Source organism: Pseudarthrobacter niigatensis (assembly GCF_030812615.1).
Lineage (GTDB): Bacteria > Actinomycetota > Actinomycetes > Actinomycetales > Micrococcaceae > Arthrobacter > Arthrobacter niigatensis.
Genome location: NZ_JAUSTB010000001.1, coordinates 335,320 through 353,388, shown reverse-complemented (window position 1 = coordinate 353,388; position 18,069 = coordinate 335,320). Strand labels below are relative to the sequence as shown.

16 protein-coding genes are annotated in these 18,069 nt (G+C 66.7%); 10 read left to right on the top strand and 6 right to left on the bottom strand.

Annotated features, from left to right (window positions below; all coding sequences use genetic code 11):
• Window position 1: 1 nt before the first annotated feature.
• Complete coding sequence (locus tag J2T23_RS01695; RefSeq protein ID WP_141160470.1) at window positions 2–763, top strand: SDR family oxidoreductase; 762 nt, start codon at window positions 2–4, stop codon at window positions 761–763.
• Window positions 764–847: 84 nt separating this feature from the next.
• Here the strand turns inward: J2T23_RS01695 and serB are convergent, their stop codons facing one another.
• On the bottom strand, window positions 848–1,741 hold the full coding sequence (serB, locus tag J2T23_RS01690; protein WP_307356598.1) for a phosphoserine phosphatase SerB: 894 nt from the start codon (window positions 1,739–1,741) through the stop codon (window positions 848–850).
• A gap of 126 nt (window positions 1,742–1,867) precedes the next feature.
• On the opposite strand from serB, the gene J2T23_RS01685 reads away from it, so the two are divergent.
• The 5 genes from J2T23_RS01685 (at window position 1,868) to lplAB (ending at window position 5,902) form a co-directional block, all read left to right on the top strand.
• Complete coding sequence (locus J2T23_RS01685) at window positions 1,868–2,653, top strand: ABC transporter ATP-binding protein (protein WP_307356595.1); 786 nt, start codon at window positions 1,868–1,870, stop codon at window positions 2,651–2,653.
• A 20-nt stretch (window positions 2,654–2,673) separates the two neighbouring features.
• Window positions 2,674–3,459 (top strand): sulfite exporter TauE/SafE family protein, encoded by a 786-nt coding sequence (locus J2T23_RS01680; protein ID WP_141160467.1) that lies wholly within the window; start codon window positions 2,674–2,676, stop codon window positions 3,457–3,459.
• A 7-nt stretch (window positions 3,460–3,466) separates the two neighbouring features.
• A complete protein-coding gene (locus J2T23_RS01675) occupies window positions 3,467–4,276 on the top strand; it encodes a TrmH family RNA methyltransferase (RefSeq protein ID WP_307356593.1) in 810 nt (269 codons plus the stop codon).
• 176 nt (window positions 4,277–4,452) lie between these two features.
• Window positions 4,453–4,710: a type B 50S ribosomal protein L31 gene (locus J2T23_RS01670; RefSeq protein ID WP_018761303.1), complete on the top strand. Its 258-nt coding sequence runs from the start codon at window positions 4,453–4,455 to the stop codon at window positions 4,708–4,710.
• A 97-nt stretch (window positions 4,711–4,807) separates the two neighbouring features.
• Entirely contained in the window at window positions 4,808–5,902 is a 1,095-nt protein-coding gene (lplAB, locus tag J2T23_RS01665) for a lipoate-protein ligase LplAB (RefSeq protein WP_307356591.1), read from the top strand.
• An 82-nt stretch (window positions 5,903–5,984) separates the two neighbouring features.
• Here lplAB and pepN read toward each other — a convergent pair whose 3' ends face one another.
• Window positions 5,985–8,639 carry an aminopeptidase N gene (gene pepN / locus J2T23_RS01660; protein WP_307356589.1) on the bottom strand — a complete coding sequence of 885 codons (2,655 nt, stop codon included), beginning with the start codon at window positions 8,637–8,639 and terminating at the stop codon, window positions 5,985–5,987.
• A 33-nt stretch (window positions 8,640–8,672) separates the two neighbouring features.
• A complete protein-coding gene (locus tag J2T23_RS01655) occupies window positions 8,673–9,731 on the bottom strand; it encodes a YeiH family protein (RefSeq protein WP_307356587.1) in 1,059 nt (352 codons plus the stop codon).
• Between the two features lie 113 nt (window positions 9,732–9,844).
• Here J2T23_RS01655 and J2T23_RS01650 point away from each other — a divergent pair, with 113 nt between their 5' ends.
• The 3 genes from J2T23_RS01650 (at window position 9,845) to J2T23_RS01640 (ending at window position 13,251) form a co-directional block, all read left to right on the top strand.
• Window positions 9,845–11,401, top strand: coding sequence for a circularly permuted type 2 ATP-grasp protein (locus J2T23_RS01650; protein ID WP_307356585.1), 1,557 nt, complete (start codon window positions 9,845–9,847; stop codon window positions 11,399–11,401).
• Window positions 11,402–11,476: 75 nt separating this feature from the next.
• Entirely contained in the window at window positions 11,477–12,403 is a 927-nt protein-coding gene (locus J2T23_RS01645) for an alpha-E domain-containing protein (RefSeq protein ID WP_141160461.1), read from the top strand.
• A complete protein-coding gene (locus J2T23_RS01640) occupies window positions 12,400–13,251 on the top strand; it encodes a transglutaminase family protein (RefSeq protein ID WP_307356583.1) in 852 nt (283 codons plus the stop codon). The genes J2T23_RS01645 and J2T23_RS01640 overlap by 4 nt, the downstream gene beginning before the upstream one ends.
• Before the next feature lie 45 nt (window positions 13,252–13,296).
• On the opposite strand, the gene J2T23_RS01635 is transcribed toward J2T23_RS01640, so the two are convergent.
• The 3 genes from J2T23_RS01635 to glgC all read right to left on the bottom strand — a co-directional run bounded on the left by J2T23_RS01635 (window position 13,297) and on the right by glgC (window position 16,738).
• The gene (locus tag J2T23_RS01635; RefSeq protein WP_168223141.1) at window positions 13,297–13,767 is read right to left on the bottom strand and encodes a pyridoxamine 5'-phosphate oxidase family protein; all 471 of its coding nucleotides are present in this window, start codon (window positions 13,765–13,767) and stop codon (window positions 13,297–13,299) included.
• Window positions 13,768–13,786: 19 nt separating this feature from the next.
• Entirely contained in the window at window positions 13,787–15,238 is a 1,452-nt protein-coding gene (locus J2T23_RS01630) for an SDR family oxidoreductase (protein ID WP_307356580.1), read from the bottom strand.
• Between the two features lie 90 nt (window positions 15,239–15,328).
• A complete protein-coding gene (gene glgC / locus J2T23_RS01625) occupies window positions 15,329–16,738 on the bottom strand; it encodes a glucose-1-phosphate adenylyltransferase (RefSeq protein ID WP_141160458.1) in 1,410 nt (469 codons plus the stop codon).
• Window positions 16,739–16,840: 102 nt separating this feature from the next.
• On the opposite strand from glgC, the gene glgA reads away from it, so the two are divergent.
• Entirely contained in the window at window positions 16,841–18,046 is a 1,206-nt protein-coding gene (glgA, locus tag J2T23_RS01620; protein ID WP_307356578.1) for a glycogen synthase, read from the top strand.
• Window positions 18,047–18,069: the final 23 nt, after the last annotated feature.

Below are 18,069 nucleotides of genomic sequence, written 5' to 3'. Positions count from 1 at the left end.
TATGGGACTGCTCGACAACAAGACGGCGATCGTCACCGGATCATCGCGGGGCATTGGCGCCGACGTAGCCAGGATCCTCGCTTCGGAGGGCGCCGCCGTCGTGGTCAACTACCGCCAGAAGGCGCCGCGTGCCAACAAAGTGGTGCAGGGCATCGAAGCCGCCGGTGGCCGCGCCGTCGCCGTCGGGGCGGACCTCACCACCCAGGAAGGGGTGCAGGCCCTGGCCAGCGCCGCCATGGAGAACTTCGGCTCCCTTGACCTCCTGGTCCTGAACGCGTCCGGCGGCATGGAAACCGGGATGGGGGAGGACTACGCGCTCAAGCTTAACCGCGACGCACAGGTGAACATGCTCAACGCCGCCGTGCCCCTGATGAAGGAAGGCTCGCGCGTGGTCTTCGTGACCAGCCACCAGGCCCACTTCATCAACACCGTCCCCACCATGCCGGCCTACGAGCCGGTGGCCCGCAGCAAGCGCGCCGGCGAGGACGCCCTGCGGGACCTGATCCCCAACCTGGCCGACAAAGGCATCTCCCTCGTGGTGGTTTCCGGCGACATGATCGAAGGCACCGTCACCGCCACGCTCCTGGACCGTTCCACCCCGGGTGCCATCGAAGCCCGCCGCGCGGAGGCCGGCAAGCTGTACTCGGTGGAGGAGTTCGCGCAGGTTGTGGCCGGGATGGCTACGGCCGACGTGGAATCCGGACACACCGAGTACGCCGGCGGAGCGGACTACTTCGGCAAGAGCGCAGAAGCTTCCAGCTAGGCTCTGCCCCCACGCGAGATGGCAGTTCGCGGCAATGTTCACGCTGAACACCGCCCGAACTGCCATCTCGCGGTTATAGGAGCGTCAGACCCCGGCGATGTGGCGGACGGCGTCCAGGTATGGCATGTTCAGGGCTGCGTCCGCCACGGCGCGGACAGCGGGCTTGGCGTTGAAGGCCACGCCTATTCCGGCTGCGCCGAGCATATCCAGGTCGTTCGCGCCGTCGCCCACGGCGATGGTGTGTTCAAGCGCAATACCCTCGGCCGCAGCCCATTCCCGCAGGTATTTTTCCTTGGCTGCCCTGTCCACCACCGCGCCCAGCACCTTGCCGGTCAGCGCGCCGTCGACGATCTCCAACTCATTGGCCTGCCAGTAGTCAATGCCCAGGTCCCCGGCGATCGGCTCAAGGATCTGGTTGAAGCCGCCTGACACCACAGCCACTGTATGGCCGGCGGTTTTGAAGGCGGCCACAAGCCGATCGGCACCTTCGCTGAGCTTCACTTCCCTGCGGACGGATTGGACGACGTCGGCGGGCAGTCCCGCGAGCACGGCAACCCGGGCGTGGAGGCTTTGGGCAAAGTCGAGTTCGCCGCGCATGGCGGCTTCCGTGACGGCCGCCACCTCCTCGCGCTTGCCGGCGTACGCGGCAAGGAGTTCGATGACCTCCTGCTGGATCAGGGTGGAGTCCACATCCATGATCAGCAGCTTTCGGGCCGCGGAGCGGAGCCCGGCCGGGACAAGCGCAGTGTCGAAATCATTGGTTGCGGCATCCGCCACGGCCCGCCGGAGGGCGGCCAGGCCGGCGGCGGTGGCATCCGGAAGGGCCAGGTCAAGGACCTGGACCCCGTAACGGCTGTCACCGGCGGAGGATTCGGACAGGACGTCCGCGCCGTGTGCGGCAAGGACGGAACGCAGCTGCTCCAGCCCGGCGGGGGTCACATTGAGGCCATAGCTGACCGCAGTCACGTTCGAAGTCATGCCTGCAATCTTAGCCAGCGCCGACTGGGCGACTGGAATTCGTTGCGGGGCTGCCCGCGCCGGGCCCTTAGGGGACCTTGACACCGGTTATCAGTCATCTTCTTTTTTGTCCTAGTGTCTACTCCTATGAGTGATGTTCTGGAACTGGACTCCGTCAGCGTTGTCCGAGGTAAAAAGACCCTGCTGGACAAGGTCGACTGGCAGGTCAACGAAGGCGAACGCTGGGTCATCCTGGGACCCAACGGCGCCGGAAAGACCACCCTCCTCCAGATCGCCGCGGCCCGCCTGCACCCCAGCAGCGGCAAAGCCGGAATCCTCGACGAGACGCTGGGCCGTACCGACGTCTTCGAACTTCGCCCCCGCATCGGGCTTTCCTCGGCTGCACTTGCCACCCAGATCCCGGAACACGAGAACGTCCTCAACGTCGTGGTCACGGCCGCCTACGGCGTCACCGGCCGCTGGCGGGAAGGCTACGAGCGCGACGACGAACGGCGCGCCTTCCGGCTCCTGAACGACTGGGGCATTGGCCCGCTGCTCAACAGGACGTTCGCCACCCTGTCCGAAGGCGAGCGCAAGCGCGTCCAGATCGCCCGGGCCCTCATGACCGACCCCGAACTGCTGCTGCTGGATGAGCCCGGCGCCGGGCTGGACCTGGGCGGCCGCGAGGAACTGGTCCACAAGCTGGGCGAGCTGGCCCGGGACGAGTCGGCTCCGGCCATGGTCCTGGTCACGCACCACCTTGAAGAGGTCCCGCCCGGCTTCACCCATGCCATGCTGCTGCGCGACGGCGGCGTGGTGGCTGCCGGACCCATCACCGATGTCCTGACGGAGGAGCACCTGAGCACCACCTTCGGGCTTCCTTTGGATGTCTCCGAGAACGCGGGACGCTACACGGCCACAGCACGCCGCTAGACGAGGCCTGCGCTACTATCTTGGAACTCTTCAGCAGCATCATTGTGTTCATTGCCGGCCTGTGGGCCGGCACCATCAACGCGGTGGTGGGATCCGGCACCCTGGTCACCTTCCCGGTACTTATCGCCCTGGGCGTGGCTCCGGTGACCGCCTCCATGAGCAATGCCATGGGCCTGGTCTTCGGAACGGGCGCAGGGGCCTTCGGCTACCGCCGCGAGCTGGCCGGCCGGGGACGGCAGGTGCTGCGGCTCCTGCCCGCCTCGGTCCTGGGCGGTGTCACCGGCGCCTGGCTCCTGCTGCACCTGCCGGAGAAGGTTTTCCACTACGTCGCCCCGGTCCTCCTGGTCCTGGCCCTGCTGATGGTGGTGTTCCAGCCGCGGCTCCAGGACTGGGTGCGCAACCGCGAGGCCAACCCCGAACACGCAGTCCGGGACAAACGCCACGGGTTCCTCCTGGTGGTTCTGGTCTACCTGGCCGGTGTCTACGGAGGCTACTTCGTCGCGGCGCAGGGAATCCTCCTGGTCGGGATCCTTGGCGTGTTCCTCACCGGCACCATCCAGAACGCCAACGCCATGAAGAACATCCTGGTCCTCGGCGTGAACATGGTGGCCGCCATCTCCTACCTGTTGTTCGCCTTCGACCGCGTCAACTGGCTCGTGGTGCTGCTGATCGCCATCAGCTCCACCATCGGCGGCCTGGCTGGTTCAAAGGTAGGCCGGAAGCTTTCGCCGCGGGTCCTGCGCGCCGTGATCTTCAGCCTGGGCATCGTGGCCCTCGCCGTCATGATCGCCAACCTGCTGAAATAATCTCCCGGTGACCTTCCACTACCTCGAATCCGCCGCGGACCCCCGGGTCAGCGACTACACCACCCTGACGGACGTGCACCTGCGCAAGCTCCGGGAACCGGCCGAGGGGATGTACATTGCCGAATCCTCGCGGGTCCTTCGCCGGGCCCTGGCGGCCGGCCACCAGCCCCGGTCCTTCTTCCTCGCGGAGAAGCGGATGGCGGACCTTGAGGATGTCTTCCAGGCGTACCCGGACGTCCCGGCGTTCATCGGCCCGGCCGCCCTCCTGGAGGAAATCACCGGGTTCCACCTGCACCGCGGCGCCATGGCGGCCATGCATCGCCCGGCCCCGGTGCCGCTGCCGGACCTTCTCGCCGGGGCGCGCCGCGTGGCTGTGCTGGAGGACATCGTGGACCACACCAATGTGGGTGCCATTTTCCGCTCAGCGGCGGCGTTGGACATCGACGCTGTGCTGGTTTCGCCCCGCTGTGGCGACCCGCTGTACCGCCGCAGCGTCCGGGTCAGCATGGGGACCGTGTTCCAGGTACGCTGGGCCCGCCTGCAGGACTGGCCCGGTGACCTCCAGGTGCTCAAGGACCACGGCTTCACCGTCGCGGCGCTGGAACTGACGCCGGACGCAGAAGATGTCGACGCCGTCGCCTCCCGCAACGTGGACAAGCTCGCCCTGGTGCTTGGCACCGAAGGTGCCGGCATGAGCCCGGAGACCCTCGCCGCCGTCGACCTCGCTGTCAAAATCCCGATGCGGAACGGTGTGGATTCACTGAACGTTGCGGCTGCCTCGGCCGTCGCCTTCTGGGAGTTGCGCGCCCGGGGCTGACCTGCGGGGTCGCCGGATGCCGCGGTGGGGCGCCGGTTCGTCAGCCCCCTCCGCTTGGTCTATGATGGATAGCTGGTTGTCCTGCTTTTTCAGCTTCGGCTGATCCGACAGATCCCAGCCATCCCATTCATACCTGGCAACTGGCAAAATCCAGTTGCGCGAACAAAGGTCCAATTATGAAGTCTGATACCCACCCGAAGTACGAAGCTGTTGTCTTCAACGACCTGGCCTCCGGCACCAAGTTCCTGACCCGCTCCACCGTGTCTTCCTCCAAGACCATCGAGTGGGAAGACGGCAACACCTACCCGGTCATCGACGTCGAAATCTCTTCCGAGTCCCACCCGTTCTACACGGGCAAGCAGCGCATCATGGACTCCGCAGGCCGCGTCGAGCGCTTCAACGCTCGCTTCAAGGGCTTCGGCGGCAAGAAGTAATTCCTTCGCCAAAGCTTGTCGCTGGACGCCCGCACCCGAAATGGTGCGGGCGTTCTGTGTTAACCGTGCACCCGTTTTCTGGGGCAGGATGGGAAGCATGAGCCAGACCTCTCCTGCCACTGATCCTGCCGGCACCCGGCGACACCACGGCGAATATAAGGTCCCGGGCGGAAAGCTCGTCGTGGTCGACCTTTCCGTCGAGGACGGCGCCCTGGCGCAGGTCTCCGTCAGCGGCGACTTCTTCCTCGAACCCGACGAAGCCCTGGAGGACATCAACCGGGCACTGACCGGACTGCCGGAGACGACGACGGCCGCGGACCTCGCTGCCACCGTCACGGCCGCCCTTCCGGCCGGGGCCGTCCTGTTCGGCTTCTCCGCCGACGCCGTGGCCGTCACGGTCCGCCGCGCGCTTGCCAAGGCGACCTCCTGGACGGACCACCACTGGAACGTCATTGCGCCCACGGTGCTTCCCACGGAAATCAACGTTGCCCTGGACGAGGTTCTCACCGAGGCCGTCGGCGCCGGGGAGCGGACCCCCACCCTGCGGTTCTGGGACTGGCAGGAACCCTCCGTCGTGATCGGCAGCTTCCAGTCCGTCCAGAACGAGGTGGATCCCGACGGCGTGGCCAAGCACGGCATCAACGTGGTCCGGCGGATCAGCGGCGGCGGCGCGATGTTCATGGAGGCCGGCAACTGCATCACGTACTCCCTCTACCTGCCGCAGACGCTGGTGGACGGGCTGAGCTTCGCCGACTCCTACCCGTTCCTGGATGCCTGGGTCATGGCGGCGCTGGAACGGCTGGGCATCAACGCGTTCTACATCCCGCTGAATGACATCGCCACGGACCAGGGAAAGATCGGCGGCGCCGCGCAGAAGCGGCTGGCCAACGGCGGCATGCTGCACCACGTCACCATGAGCTACGACATCGACGCCGACAAGATGGTGGAGGTCCTCCGGATCGGCAAGGAGAAGCTCTCGGATAAGGGCACCCGAAGCGCCAAGAAGCGGGTGGATCCGCTCCGCCGCCAGACCGGCCTGGCCCGCACAGCCATCATTGAGGCCATGATTGAGGTCTTCAGCGAGCGTTACGGGGCCACGCCGTCAACGCTGGCGGGACACGAGCTGGCAGCGGCCGAGGACCGTGTGGCCGCCAAATTCGGCACGGAGGAGTGGCTCCACCGCGTTCCCTAAACCACGGGGTTCCTTGACCCAGTGGTGGAGTGACAGCCGGGCTCACTGCGCAGGGACAGTCCCGGCGCAGTGAGCCGCAGCGTCAGTGCGCCGGCGCGGCCTGGGGCCGGTGGGGACCGACGGCGGCCTGGGCCGTGAGTGCCCGCAGCAGGTGGCTGCGCTGCTCGACGACGATCCGGCGCAGCGCCCGTGGGGCGTCCGGGTTAGCGTCCAGCCAGGCGTCTGTCCGCCGGACCACCAAATGTTCTGCGGGCTGCATGGTGACCCCAAGGTCCTGGGCTGCAGGGTACAGGCCCCGGACAATCCGGCTGGCGATCTCGATGCTCCGCGAGTCCCACACAGTCCGCAGGCACTCAAAGTACGGCTCCACATAGCGCGCCAGCAATTCGGGCGGCGCGGTGGTGAAGCCGCTGATGGTGGCCGTGAGGAGCTGGTTGGACAGCTCATTTCCATGCACCGCCGCGTTCCACGCCGCATCCTTGACGGCAGCCTCCGGACGGGCCGCCATCGCCGTTGCATGGCCTGCCCGGCCCGATGCCGTGGTGTCCCGCGCCAGCTCGGCGTCGATCTCGGCAGCAGTGGCCTCCCCATGGGCGGCCAGCGCGTGCCACAGCTGCCAGCGCAGGTCGGCGTCCACGGCCAGGCCCGCCACCGGCCCCGAGCCGTCGAGCAGGCCGCGGAGCCGGGGGAGCACGGCGCTGTCATGCCTGCCCAGGGCGGCAAGGGTGCGGGCCCAGGCCAGCTGTGCGTCCGATCCCGGGGCGGCCCGGTCCAGTTCCGCGGCGGCCGCGGACACGAAGGTTGACCGCACCGAGGACCTGGCGGCGGCGGGGGTGTAACGCTCAATGGCGGTGGCGGCGTTGTCCAGGATGTTCAGCAGGACGCCGATGCCGGTCTCCGCCGGTGCGAAGGCGGCCACGGCGTCGACATACTGGGCCGCAGGGCTTTCGCCGTCGCGGGCGGAGTTCCACAGGGCCGTCCAGCACAGGGCGCGCGCCATCGGGTCGGAAATCCGGTCCAGCGACCCCCGGACGGTGGCCTCCGAGACCGGGTCCAGCCTCACCTTGGCGTACGCCAGGTCATCGTCATTGACCAGCAGGAGCGCCGGCCGTGGCTGCCCTGCAAGCTGGGGGAGTCCGGTCCGCCCGCCAATAACATCGGTCTCCAGGCTCGCGGTCTTTACAAGCGCGCCGGAACCGTCAAAATCGTAGGAACCGACGCGGAGGCGGTGCGGACGCAGCTCATCCCGTCCCGTAACAGGGTCCACCGCCTCCTGGACGATCGCCACTTGTCCCAGGACGCCGTCGTCGTCCGCTGCCGCGCCCTGCGGAGCAATGTCAACGGACAGCGTGGAAATCCCCGAGGTCTGCAGCCACTGCCTGGCCCAACCGGACAGGTCGCGGCCTGAGGCCGCGCCCAGGGCCGCCAGCAAGTCCTGGAGCGTCGTGTTTCCGTAGGCGTGCTTGCGGAAGTACTCCCGGGAGCCTGCGATGAACGCGTCGAACCCCACATAGGCCACCAGCTGCTTCAGCACGGATGCGCCTTTGGCGTAGGTGATGCCGTCGAAGTTCTGCTTCGCCGCTTCAAGATCGGGAATGTCCGCAACGATTGGGTGGGTGGTGGGCAGCTGGTCCTGGACGTAGGCCCACGCCTTGCGCTTGTTGGCGAAGTTGACCCAGGCCGTGTCCCAGTCCGTTGCCCGGTCCACGGCCAGCGTTCCCATGTAGTCAGCGAAGGATTCCTTCAGCCAGAGATCATCCCACCATTGCATGGTCACCAGGTCGCCGAACCACATATGCGCCATCTCGTGCATCAGGGTATTCGCGCGTGCCTGGTACTGGGCATCGGTGGCGCGGGAGGTGAACACGTAGCTCTCGGTGAACGTCACCAACCCGGGATTCTCCATGGCACCCAGGTTGTATTCGGGGACGAACGCCTGGTCATACTTGCCCCACGGGTACGGGAAATCGAAAAGGCGGTTGAAGAAGTCCAGGCCCTTCTTCGTGAGGGCAAATAGCTCTTCCGTGTCGAAGGATTCCGCCATGGAAGCCCGGCAGTAGAGCGCCAGCGGGACGTCCAGGTGCGTGCCGTCGTCGAGCGTTGCCTGCCAGCGGTCCTCCGCCCTGAAGTAGGGCCCGGCCAGGATGCTGGTGATGTAGGTGGACATCGGCAGGGTGGTGGCGAAGTCCCAGCAGGCAGTCGCTGGATCGCTGGTCAGCGGGGTCCGGGCCACCTCGGCGCCGTTGGAGGCCACTTTCCACTCCGCCGGAGCCATCACGTGGAAGGTGTAGGTTGCCTTCAGGTCGGGCTGTTCGAAGTTGGCGAAGACCCGTCGCGCGTCAGCCGGCTCGTACTGGGTGTACAGGTAGGTCTGGCCGTCGGCGGGGTCAACGAACCGGTGCATGCCTTCACCGGAACGGCTGTAGAGGGCGGTGCCGGTGACGGTCACCTGGTTCTGGGCCCCGAGGTCGTCCAGCCTGATCCGTGCGCCCTCCACCACGTCCCCGACCTGCAGGCTCTTGCCGTTGAGGAGGACGCTGTGGACGCTGCTGCCGATGAAGTCCAGGAAGGTGCTGCTGCCGGGTTCGGCGGTAAAGGTGATGACACTGCGGCTGGGGTAGCCGGGAACGGCCGGATCTGCTGCCTGCCGCACATCGAGCGAGACGTCGTAGCTGGTGGTGCTGATCCGGGCTGAACGTTCGGCGGCTTCGCTGCGCTTCAGATTCTCATGTGACACCCGGCTATCTAATCACGCTGCCGGTGCGTCCACTCAGCCCGCGATCAGGAAGGCGGCCGCCAGGCCCAGTACGGCAATCAGGAGCCAGGACGCCAGCGCAGCCAGGAGCGCCTGGCCTCCCGTATGCAGCAGCGTGCGGATCCGCACCGCCGATCCCAGTCCGAACAGGGCCGCCCCCAGGAGGACGTCCTGCAGCATGGCCCCGATCTCCAGCCAGGCAGGAGCCAGCCAGCCGGAGGAGCGCAGGGCCACCATCGCCACAAAACCCAGCACGAACAGCGGCACCACCGGCGGCATTTTGGAGGTGGTGCCGTTGGCTGCACCCAGGGCCCGTTCACCACTCCTGTGGTGCACGCCGGCGATTGCGGCGACAGGTGCCAGCAGCAGCACGCGGGTGAGCTTGACGACGACGGCGATCGCCAGTGCGCCAGCCCCTGCAGTTTGTGCTGTGGCCACCACCTGGCCCACGTCGTGGACCGACGCCCCGGTCCAGGCCCCGAAGACCGTGGCCGTCAGCCCCAGGGGGTGGGCGATGAGGGGCAGGACACCGATGGCAAGTGTGCCGCAAAGCGTCACCAGGGCCACTGGCAGGACTGTTTCCGCATGCCGGATCCGGCGGACGGCGGCCACGGCACCGATAGCTGATGCGCCGCAGATGGAGAACCCGGTGGCCACCAGCAGCGACGTCACGGGCGGGAGGCGGAACAGGCGGGAGATGGCATACGTGCCCCCGAAACTCGCCGCCACGACGGCCACGATCAGGACAAGGGCCAGCCACCCCAGGTCAAGGACGTCCATGATGCTGACTTTCAGCCCCAGCAGCACGATCCCGCCGCGCATCAGGTGCTTGCCGGCGAAGTCGAGTCCTGCGCGGGCGCGGCCCCCGGTCCAGCCCGCCGTGCCGGGCAGGTTGGCGGCAAGGACGCCAAGGACCACAGCCAGGGTCATCCCAGGCAATGCCGGCACGAGCCCGTGCACCAGGAACGCCACCGTAACGGCAGCCGCCGCCGTCAGCAGGCCCGGAGCCAGCCGCGCCGCCGCGGGCCGGAAACGGCCGTGGCCCGGCTCGGGGAGGCTTCTGCTGACTGGCACTCACCTACTGTGCCCGACGAGGCCAGTAAAGTACGAACCGGACTGCCGGCGACAACACGCCAGAATGGATGGCAGTAATGAACTCGAAACAAAAAGATGGTTGGCTATTGGACATGTCAGACCTATTCCAGGATTACTCCGAGGCCGCGGGCCGCACCGGAGCGTACGACGAGATGTTCGCCCCGGGGCAACAGGCCAGGGACTCGTACGGGCAGGTGGCCGAGGCCCTCCGGAAGCTCTCCCTGGCGGACGTCAGCGCACGCGCGGACTCCATGGCCCGCACCTTCCTGGACCGCGGTGTCACGTTCGACTACGCGGGCGAGGAGCGGCCTTTCCCGCTCGACATCGTGCCCAGGGTCATCCCTGCGGCGGAGTGGGATGTCCTGGAACGCGGGGTGGCCCAGCGCGTCCGTGCCCTGGAAGCATTCCTGAACGACGTCTACGACAAGATGACCGTGGTGTCCGACGGCGTGATTCCCCGCCAGCTCGTGACCACCAGCGCCCACTTCCACCGGCAGGTCCACGGGTTCGAACCGGCCGGCGGGGTCCGGGTGCATATCTCCGGCATCGACGTGGTCCGCGACGCAGCCGGCACCTTCCGGGTCCTGGAAGACAACGTCCGCGTTCCGTCCGGCGTCAGCTACGTGCTGGAGAACCGGCGCGCCATGGCCAAGGGCCTGCCCGAAGCGTTCGGCCAGCAGCTCATCCGGCCCGTGGAGGAATACCCCCGCCGCCTGCTCTCGGCCCTGCGCAAAACCGCGCCCGCCGGCGTGGACGATCCCACCGTCGTCGTCCTGACCCCCGGCGTCTTCAACAGCGCCTATTTCGAGCACACCCTCCTGGCCGGCCTCATGGGTGTTGAGCTGGTGGAGGGCCGGGACCTGATCTGCCGTGGAAACCGCGTGTACATGCGGACGACGGCCGGCGAGCAGCGGGTGGATGTGATCTACAAGCGCATCGACGATGACTTCCTGGACCCGCTGCAGTTCCGTTCCGACTCGATGCTCGGCTGCCCCGGCCTGGTCAACGCTGCCCGTGCCGGCGGCGTGACGATCGCCAACGCGGTAGGCAATGGCGTGGCCGACGACAAACTGGTTTACAGTTACGTGCCTGACCTGATCCGCTACTACCTCAGCGAGGAGCCCATCATCGCCAACGTGGACACCTACCGCCTCGAGGAGAAGGAAGCCCGGGAGTACACCCTGGACAACCTCGCGGAACTGGTGGTCAAGCCGGTGGACGGCTCCGGCGGCAAGGGCCTGGTCATCGGCCCGGATGCCTCCCGGGACGAACTGGACGCCCTCCGCCAGCGGATCATCTCCGATCCCCGCGGCTGGATCGCCCAGCCGGTGCTGCAGCTCTCCACCGTTCCCACCCTTGGCGGTGACAAGTTCGGCCCCCGCCACGTGGACCTGCGGCCCTTTGCGGTGAACGACGGCGACGACGTCTGGGTGCTCCCGGGCGGCCTGACCCGCGTTGCGCTGAAGGAAGGGTCGCTGATCGTGAACTCCAGCCAGGGCGGCGGATCCAAGGACACGTGGGTCCTGGCCGACTCGCCGCAGATGCCGGTGGAAACCATGCCCCGCCAGTCCGTCACGGTCCGCGAGCGGGTCTCGGTATGGCCGGTGGAGAGCAACTGGCGCGACCGCCAGTCGGAGCAGCAGCAGTGAGGCCGGCACGTGAAGGCGTGGCCGGCGTCGCACATTTCTTAGACATCGTTCCGGGCGCGCAGGAGGTAGCCGCGAATGCTTAGCCGTATTGCCGAGTCCCTGTTTTGGATTGGCCGCTATGTGGAACGGGCCGACGGTACCGCCCGCATCCTGGATGTCCACCTTGAACGCCTCAACCACCTCCCCATGGAGGAACGGAAGAGCGTGGCGCAGGAACTCCTGGCCGTCATGGGAGCCAAGCCGCAGAGCGAGGATTTCGGCCTCCCGGAACTCCTTCACGCCCTGGCGTATGACAAGACCAGCGCCACCTCGATCGCCGGTTCCCTGGGGGCTGCCCGCGAGAACGCCCGCCGTGCACGCGAGACCGTGTCCTCGGGGCTGTGGGAAAGCCTGAACACCACGTACTACGGGCTGAGCCAGCACCGGAAGGACGTGGTGGGCACCTACCGGTTCTGCAACTGGACCCTGGAGCGTACCGCGATGGTCAGCGGGCTTGCCGACACCACCGTGAGCCACGACGAGAGCTGGCTCTTCCTGGTGCTGGGGCGTTCGCTGGAGCGCGCGGACATGACGGCACGGATGCTTTCCACCCGGGATGTGCTCTCTGCCGGCATGTCGTGGGTGAACATGCTCCGCTGCGCCGGCGCCTATGAATCGTTTTTGCGGACCCGGCGGGCAGCGTTTGGCGACCAACACGCCGCCGAGTTCCTGCTCCTGGACCGGCTGTTCCCCCGGTCCATCGTTTACGCGCTGCGGGATGCGGACGAGTGCCTCGCCAAGCTGGACCCCTCCGCCCAGCGCGTGGGCTTCATCAACGATGCTCGCCGCATCGTGGGGCAGGCCCGCACCTTCCTCGAGTTCCACCGCACTGACGACCTCATGTCCGAACTGCCCGAACACATGGAACGCGTGCAGAAGGCCGTGTCCCAGGCCTCGGACGCCATTTCCCGTAAGTACTTCAATCAGGCGGACGAACTTGCCTGGGTGGGAGAAGTGTCATGACCCGGTTGAGCATCGTCCACAGGACGGCCTACAAGTACAACAAGCGGGTGACGCTGTCCTACAACGAGGCCAGGATGACGCCGCTGACGGATTCGCAGCAGGTGGTGCTGGAGTCCGTGGTGAAGGTCTCTCCGTCGCAGGCAGCAGTAAGCACCTACCGCGACTACTGGGGCACCCGGGTCACGGCCTTCGACATGCAGATGCCGCACGAAAACCTCGAGGTGGTTTCCAACATCACCGTTGAAGTGCACAGGGCGGAGAAGATTCCTGCCGAGGCGGACATTGTGGGCTGGGACCAGCTGGCGTCCCCGGAAACCCTCGACGCATTCAGCGACTGGCTGCCCCAGTCCCGGCTGAGCGGGCCCGGTGAAGAAGTCCTGGGCATCATCCCGGGCGTCGTGGCAGGAAAGAACCCGCACGAGGCCGCCATGGCCGTGTTTGCCTGGATGCGCGGGGAGATGACCTACATGTCCGGCTCCACCGCCGTCACCACCAACGCGGAGGAAGCCTGGGGCCAGCGCCAGGGGGTGTGCCAGGACTTGGCACACCTGGCCATCGGCGCGCTGCGCAGCTGCGGAATTCCGGCCCGCTACGTCTCCGGCTACCTGCACCCCCGCTCCAGCTCCGGGATCGGTGAGACCGTTGCCGGGCAATCGCATGCCTGGCTGGAATGGTGGGACGGGGACTGGCGCAGCTGGGACCCCACCAACCACAAACCTGCCGGCGACTTCCATGTCACCGTGGCCAGGGGCCGCGACTACCGCGACGTCCCCCCGCTGAAGGGGATCCTGTCCGGGGGCGGCGGCTCGGCCTTGAAGGTCAGCGTGGAGATCACCCAGCTCGCCTGACGCATGGGGTTCCCCGGCCTCCTGGCCGGGGAACCCGCCGTCGGCCTATTCCTGGGATGCTTTGGCGGAACCGCTGATCTGGGTCCACCACGTCATCGGGTCCGTTACCTTGAAGCGGCGGCCCGTGACGCTGTCCGGGGTGATGCGGACGAACGCGTCCTTGCGCCCGGCCTGCCAGGGGAAGAGGTACAGGCGGGAGGTCTCCAGCACTTCCTCTGTGGCCTTGACCAGGGCAGCGGTGCCCTTGATCACCACGCTCCACGCCAGGCCCGTGTCAGGGTCCACGCCGTCCGCCTCTACCGCCACGGGGGCATCGCCGGAGGCAGCCGACAGTTTGGTTCCCTGCGCCGTCCTGAAGACCAGGGTGCCGCCGTCCACCGTGAAGTTGACCGGGAAGATGTCCGGCCTGCCCTCGACGAGGACCGCCAGCCTTCCTACTGACACAGTCCGCAGCAGCGCCCAGCATTCGTGGTGTTCAAGTTTCTGCACTTGGGAGGAGGATGACTCGTTGCTCATGCCGTGAGCATACCCCGCATCACCAGGGACTGGGCTTGTAATCCTTCAGGAAGACCCCGTACTGGTCCTCGCCGTTTTCACCCACGACGATCGGATCGTAGACGCGGGCCGCGCCGTCCACCAGGTCCAGGGGTGCGTGGAAGCCTTCCTCCATGAGCCGGACCTTGGTGAAGTGCGGGCGCTCGTCAGTGATCCAGCCGGTGTCCACGGCAGTCATCAGGATGCCGTCGGTATCCAGCATCTCCTGGGCGCTGGTGCGGGTCATCATGTTCAGCGCCGCCTTGGCCATGTTGGTGTGCGGGTGACCGGGGCCCTTGTACGCGCGGGAGAACTGCCCCTCCATGGCCGAGACGTTCACAATGTATTTGCGTCGCGCCGTGGACCGCTGCATGGCACCGCGGAGCCTGCTGACCAGCAGGAACGGTGCGGTGACGTTGCAGAGCTGGACCTCAAGCATTTCCAGGGGATCCACTTCGTCCACCACCTGCGTCCAACTGTTGATGGTGGCAAGGTCCGGGACCAGGCCCCCGGCGTCGATCGCGGTGCCCGCGGCGATGCGCTCCAGGGAGGCAGATCCGGTGGACAGCGCCAGGGACGTGACGGCATCGCCTGCAAGGACGGGGTGGTCGGTGACGCTGCCCGCCAGTGCCAGCGGGTGCTTGTCATGGGCATGGCCGAAGGTCAACAGTTCAGGGCCGCCATTGGCCTGGTCCAGTGCCGCCGGAAGCGGTTCCTCCTCGGCGTCCACCAGTGGCTTGTAGGCGTTGCCGGATCGGCGCACGGTCTGGGCCGCATTATTGATGATGATGTCCAGCGGACCGGCCTGGTCGAGGGAATCGGTCAGGGCCATGACCTGGGCAGGATCGCGCAGGTCGATGCCCACGATCCGGAGCCGGTGCAGCCACTCGCCGCTGTCTTCCATGGCGGCGAAGCGACGTGCCGCATCCTTCGGGAACCGGGTGGTGATGGTGGTGTGCGCACCGTCGCGCAGCAGCCGGAGGGCGATGTACATGCCGATCTTGGCCCGTCCTCCGGTGAGCAGGGCCCGCCGACCGGTGAGGTCGGTCCGGGCATCGCGCTTGCTGTGGCTGAACGCAGCGCATTCCGGGCAGAGCTGGTGGTAGAAGGCGTCCACCTGGGTGTAATGCTGCTTGCAGATGTAGCAGGGGCGCGACCGGATAAGGTGTCCCGCGATGTTCCCGGTGGCTGAGGTAGCCAGCTTGTTGCCGCGGGTTTCGTCATCGATCCGGTCCGGGGCCGCGGTGGCGGTCTGGGCAATCACGGCGCGGTCAGCCTCGGCGATGGAATCGCGCTTGGTTACCCTGCGGTGGCGCTTGACGGCCTTGAACATCTTCCCCGTGGCGCGGCGCACCGAGATGTAGTCCGGGTGCTCCTCGTCATACGCGTGGATGGTGTTCAGGACCTTGAGGCAGGCCTGGATGTCCTCAGGGGTCAGATCGGGGGAGCTCATTGGGAAAATTTTACAGCGTGCGCCGCAGGCCGGGGCACCATCTCTGGTGCCCCGGCCTGCGGGATGCCGTGGGAGGTCGTGCGTGGCGGGTCAGCGAAGCCGCGCGGCTGGAGCGGCCTCCGCCGCTGCGGCGGCGTGCGTGCCGGCCACCTTGTCGGCTGCCTCACGGACATCCGGGTACTGCTCTGCCGCCGCTTTGATGGCGTTGGGCAGGACGCTCAGGTGGCTCGCGGCGAGCTGCCGTTCCTGCTCACCGGGCTCCGGAACTTCCTGGCCCTTGGCGAGGACCGTGATGCCGGACTCTGTCACCTTGAATCCGCGCGACCGGTCCAGCTCGGGGTCCAGGCCGATGGCGGCTCCGGCGGGGACCTTGACGTTCTTGTCCAGGATGGCGCGGTTGATCACTGCCCCTTCACCCACCTGCACCTTGTCCATCAGCACGGAATCGATGACCCGGCCGCTGGTTGCTACATAGACGTCGTTGGACAGCACGGAGCCCTCCACGACGCCGCCGGAAATCACCACCCCGTTGGCCACGATGGAGTCCAGCGCCGTGCCCACGGTGTTGTTCTTGCCCCGGACGAACTTGGCGGGCGGGGAAATGCTCTGCCGGGTGTAGATGGGCCACTCGGAGTTGTAGAGGTTGAACACCGGCAACGGTGAAATCAGGTCCATGTGGGCGTCGTAGAAGGAGTCGATGGTGCCCACATCACGCCAGTAGGTGCGGTCCCGCTCGGTGGAACCGGGGATGTCGTTGAGGGTGAAGTCGTAGACTCCGGCCTCGCCCCTGTTGACGAAGTAGGGGATGATGTCCCCGCCCATGTCGTGCTTGGTGTCAAGGCGCTCGGCGTCCACGTGCAGCGCGGCCACCAGGGCGTCGGCGTCGAACACGTAGTTGCCCATGGAAGCAAGGAACTGTGAAGGGTCGGCGGCAAGCCCGGGGGTGCTCGAGGGCTTCTCCACGAAGGCGGCGATCTTTTGGGCGTCGTTCTGGTCCACTTCGATCACGCCGAACTGGTCAGCCATGTGAAGCGGCTGCCGGACGGCCGCCACGGTGGCTTTGGCGCCGCTGCGGACGTGCTGGTCCACCATTTGGGCGAAGTCCATGCGGTACACGTGGTCCGCGCCCACCACGACGACGATGTCGGGGTTGGCATCATGGATCAGGTTCAGGGATTGGTAGATGGCGTTGGCGCTGCCCAGGAACCAGCTCTTGCCGACGCGCTGCTGTGCGGGGACGGAGGCGACGTAGTTGCCGAGCTGGGTGGACATCCGCCATGCTTCGGAAATATGCCGGTCGAGGCTGTGGGATTTGTATTGGGTGAGGACCACAATCTGCAGGTAACGCGAATTCACCAGGTTGGAAATCGCAAAATCGATAAGGCGGTAGCTGCCCGCGAAAGGCACCGCGGGCTTTGCGCGGTCTGCCGTCAGTGGCATCAGTCTGTTTCCCTCGCCACCTGCGAGGACAATGGCCAGGACTTTTTTGGTCAACGGCATAATGGTCGCTCCTGTACGCCTTCGTAACTCCCCAAGACAGTCCGGTAGGCCCGGACTCCTTCACACTAGAACAGTTATGCGTGAACGACTACCTTGGGTCTTGTGCGAATAGACATTGTGACTAAAGAGTTCCCGCCGGAGATCTACGGTGGCGCCGGGGTGCACGTAGCCGAGTTGAGCAGGGTGCTTAGTAAGCACGTTGACCTGCAGGTTCGTGCATTCGGGGCCCCCCGGGACGCCGACTACCACGGCGCCACCGTGACGTCCTACCAGGTCCCGGAGGACCTCGGCGCGGCCAACGCGGCGGTGCAGACCCTGGGCGTGGACCTGCGCATTGTGCCGGACGTGCAGGGCGCGGACCTGGTCCATTCGCATACCTGGTACGCCAACATGGCCGGGCACCTGGCCTCGCTGCTGCACGGAATTCCGCACGTTCTCAGCGCCCACAGCCTTGAGCCGCTCCGGCCCTGGAAAGCCGAGCAGCTCGGCGGCGGCTATGCCCTCTCCTCCTGGGTGGAGAAGACGGCGTACGAAGCGGCGGCGGCGATCATCGCCGTGTCCGAGGGCATGCGCCAGGACATCCTGCGCAGCTACCCTGACGTTGACCCGGAAAGGGTCCGCGTGGTCCACAACGGGATCGACGTGGCCCTCTGGCAGCGTGATGAAAACGACGACGCCGTCCGTGCCCTGGGCATCGACCCGGCCAAGCCAAGCGTCGTCTTTGTGGGAAGAAACACACGCCAGAAGGGCGTTCCCTACCTTCTGCGGGCGGCAGCGAAACTGCCCGCCGATGTCCAGCTGGTGCTGTGCCTCGGCGCGGCGGACACTCCGGAACTGGCTGCGGAAACAGCGGCACTCATCGAGGAGCTGCAGAAGCAGCGCACCGGCGTGGTGCTGATTGAACGGATGCTGCCGCGCCACGAACTGATCCAGGTCCTCAGCCATGCCACGGCCTTTGCCTGCCCCTCCATCTACGAGCCGCTCGGCATCGTGAACCTTGAAGCGATGGCTTGCGGCGCGGCAGTGGTGGCCAGTGCCACCGGCGGCATCCCCGAGGTGGTCCAGCACGGTGAAACCGGGCTGCTGGTGGACCTGGAACAGGTCACCGATGGCACCGGGACGCCCCTGGACCCGGAGAAGTTCGTTGCGGAGTTCGCAGCCGCCCTGACCGAAGTGGTATCCGATCCCGCACGCGCCCGGGCCATGGGGCAGGCAGGCCGCGAGCGCGCCGAGAAGCACTTCTCGTGGGAATCGATCACGGAAACCACCCTTGAGGTGTACCGCTCGGTGCTGCCTGCCGGAGCCTGAGCGTCCCGGCAGTACAAACAACG

Coding starts and splice junctions, on each gene's coding strand:
- J2T23_RS01695 (WP_141160470.1), top strand. CDS start 2: ATGGGACTGCTCGACAACAAGACGGCGATCGTCACCGGATCATCGCGG.
- serB (WP_307356598.1), bottom strand. CDS start 1,741: ATGACTTCGAACGTGACTGCGGTCAGCTATGGCCTCAATGTGACCCCC.
- J2T23_RS01685 (WP_307356595.1), top strand. CDS start 1,868: ATGAGTGATGTTCTGGAACTGGACTCCGTCAGCGTTGTCCGAGGTAAA.
- J2T23_RS01670 (WP_018761303.1), top strand. CDS start 4,453: ATGAAGTCTGATACCCACCCGAAGTACGAAGCTGTTGTCTTCAACGAC.
- lplAB (WP_307356591.1), top strand. CDS start 4,808: ATGAGCCAGACCTCTCCTGCCACTGATCCTGCCGGCACCCGGCGACAC.
- J2T23_RS01650 (WP_307356585.1), top strand. CDS start 9,845: ATGTCAGACCTATTCCAGGATTACTCCGAGGCCGCGGGCCGCACCGGA.
- J2T23_RS01645 (WP_141160461.1), top strand. CDS start 11,477: ATGCTTAGCCGTATTGCCGAGTCCCTGTTTTGGATTGGCCGCTATGTG.
- J2T23_RS01640 (WP_307356583.1), top strand. CDS start 12,400: ATGACCCGGTTGAGCATCGTCCACAGGACGGCCTACAAGTACAACAAG.
- J2T23_RS01635 (WP_168223141.1), bottom strand. CDS start 13,767: ATGAGCAACGAGTCATCCTCCTCCCAAGTGCAGAAACTTGAACACCAC.
- J2T23_RS01630 (WP_307356580.1), bottom strand. CDS start 15,238: ATGAGCTCCCCCGATCTGACCCCTGAGGACATCCAGGCCTGCCTCAAG.
- glgC (WP_141160458.1), bottom strand. CDS start 16,738: ATGCCGTTGACCAAAAAAGTCCTGGCCATTGTCCTCGCAGGTGGCGAG.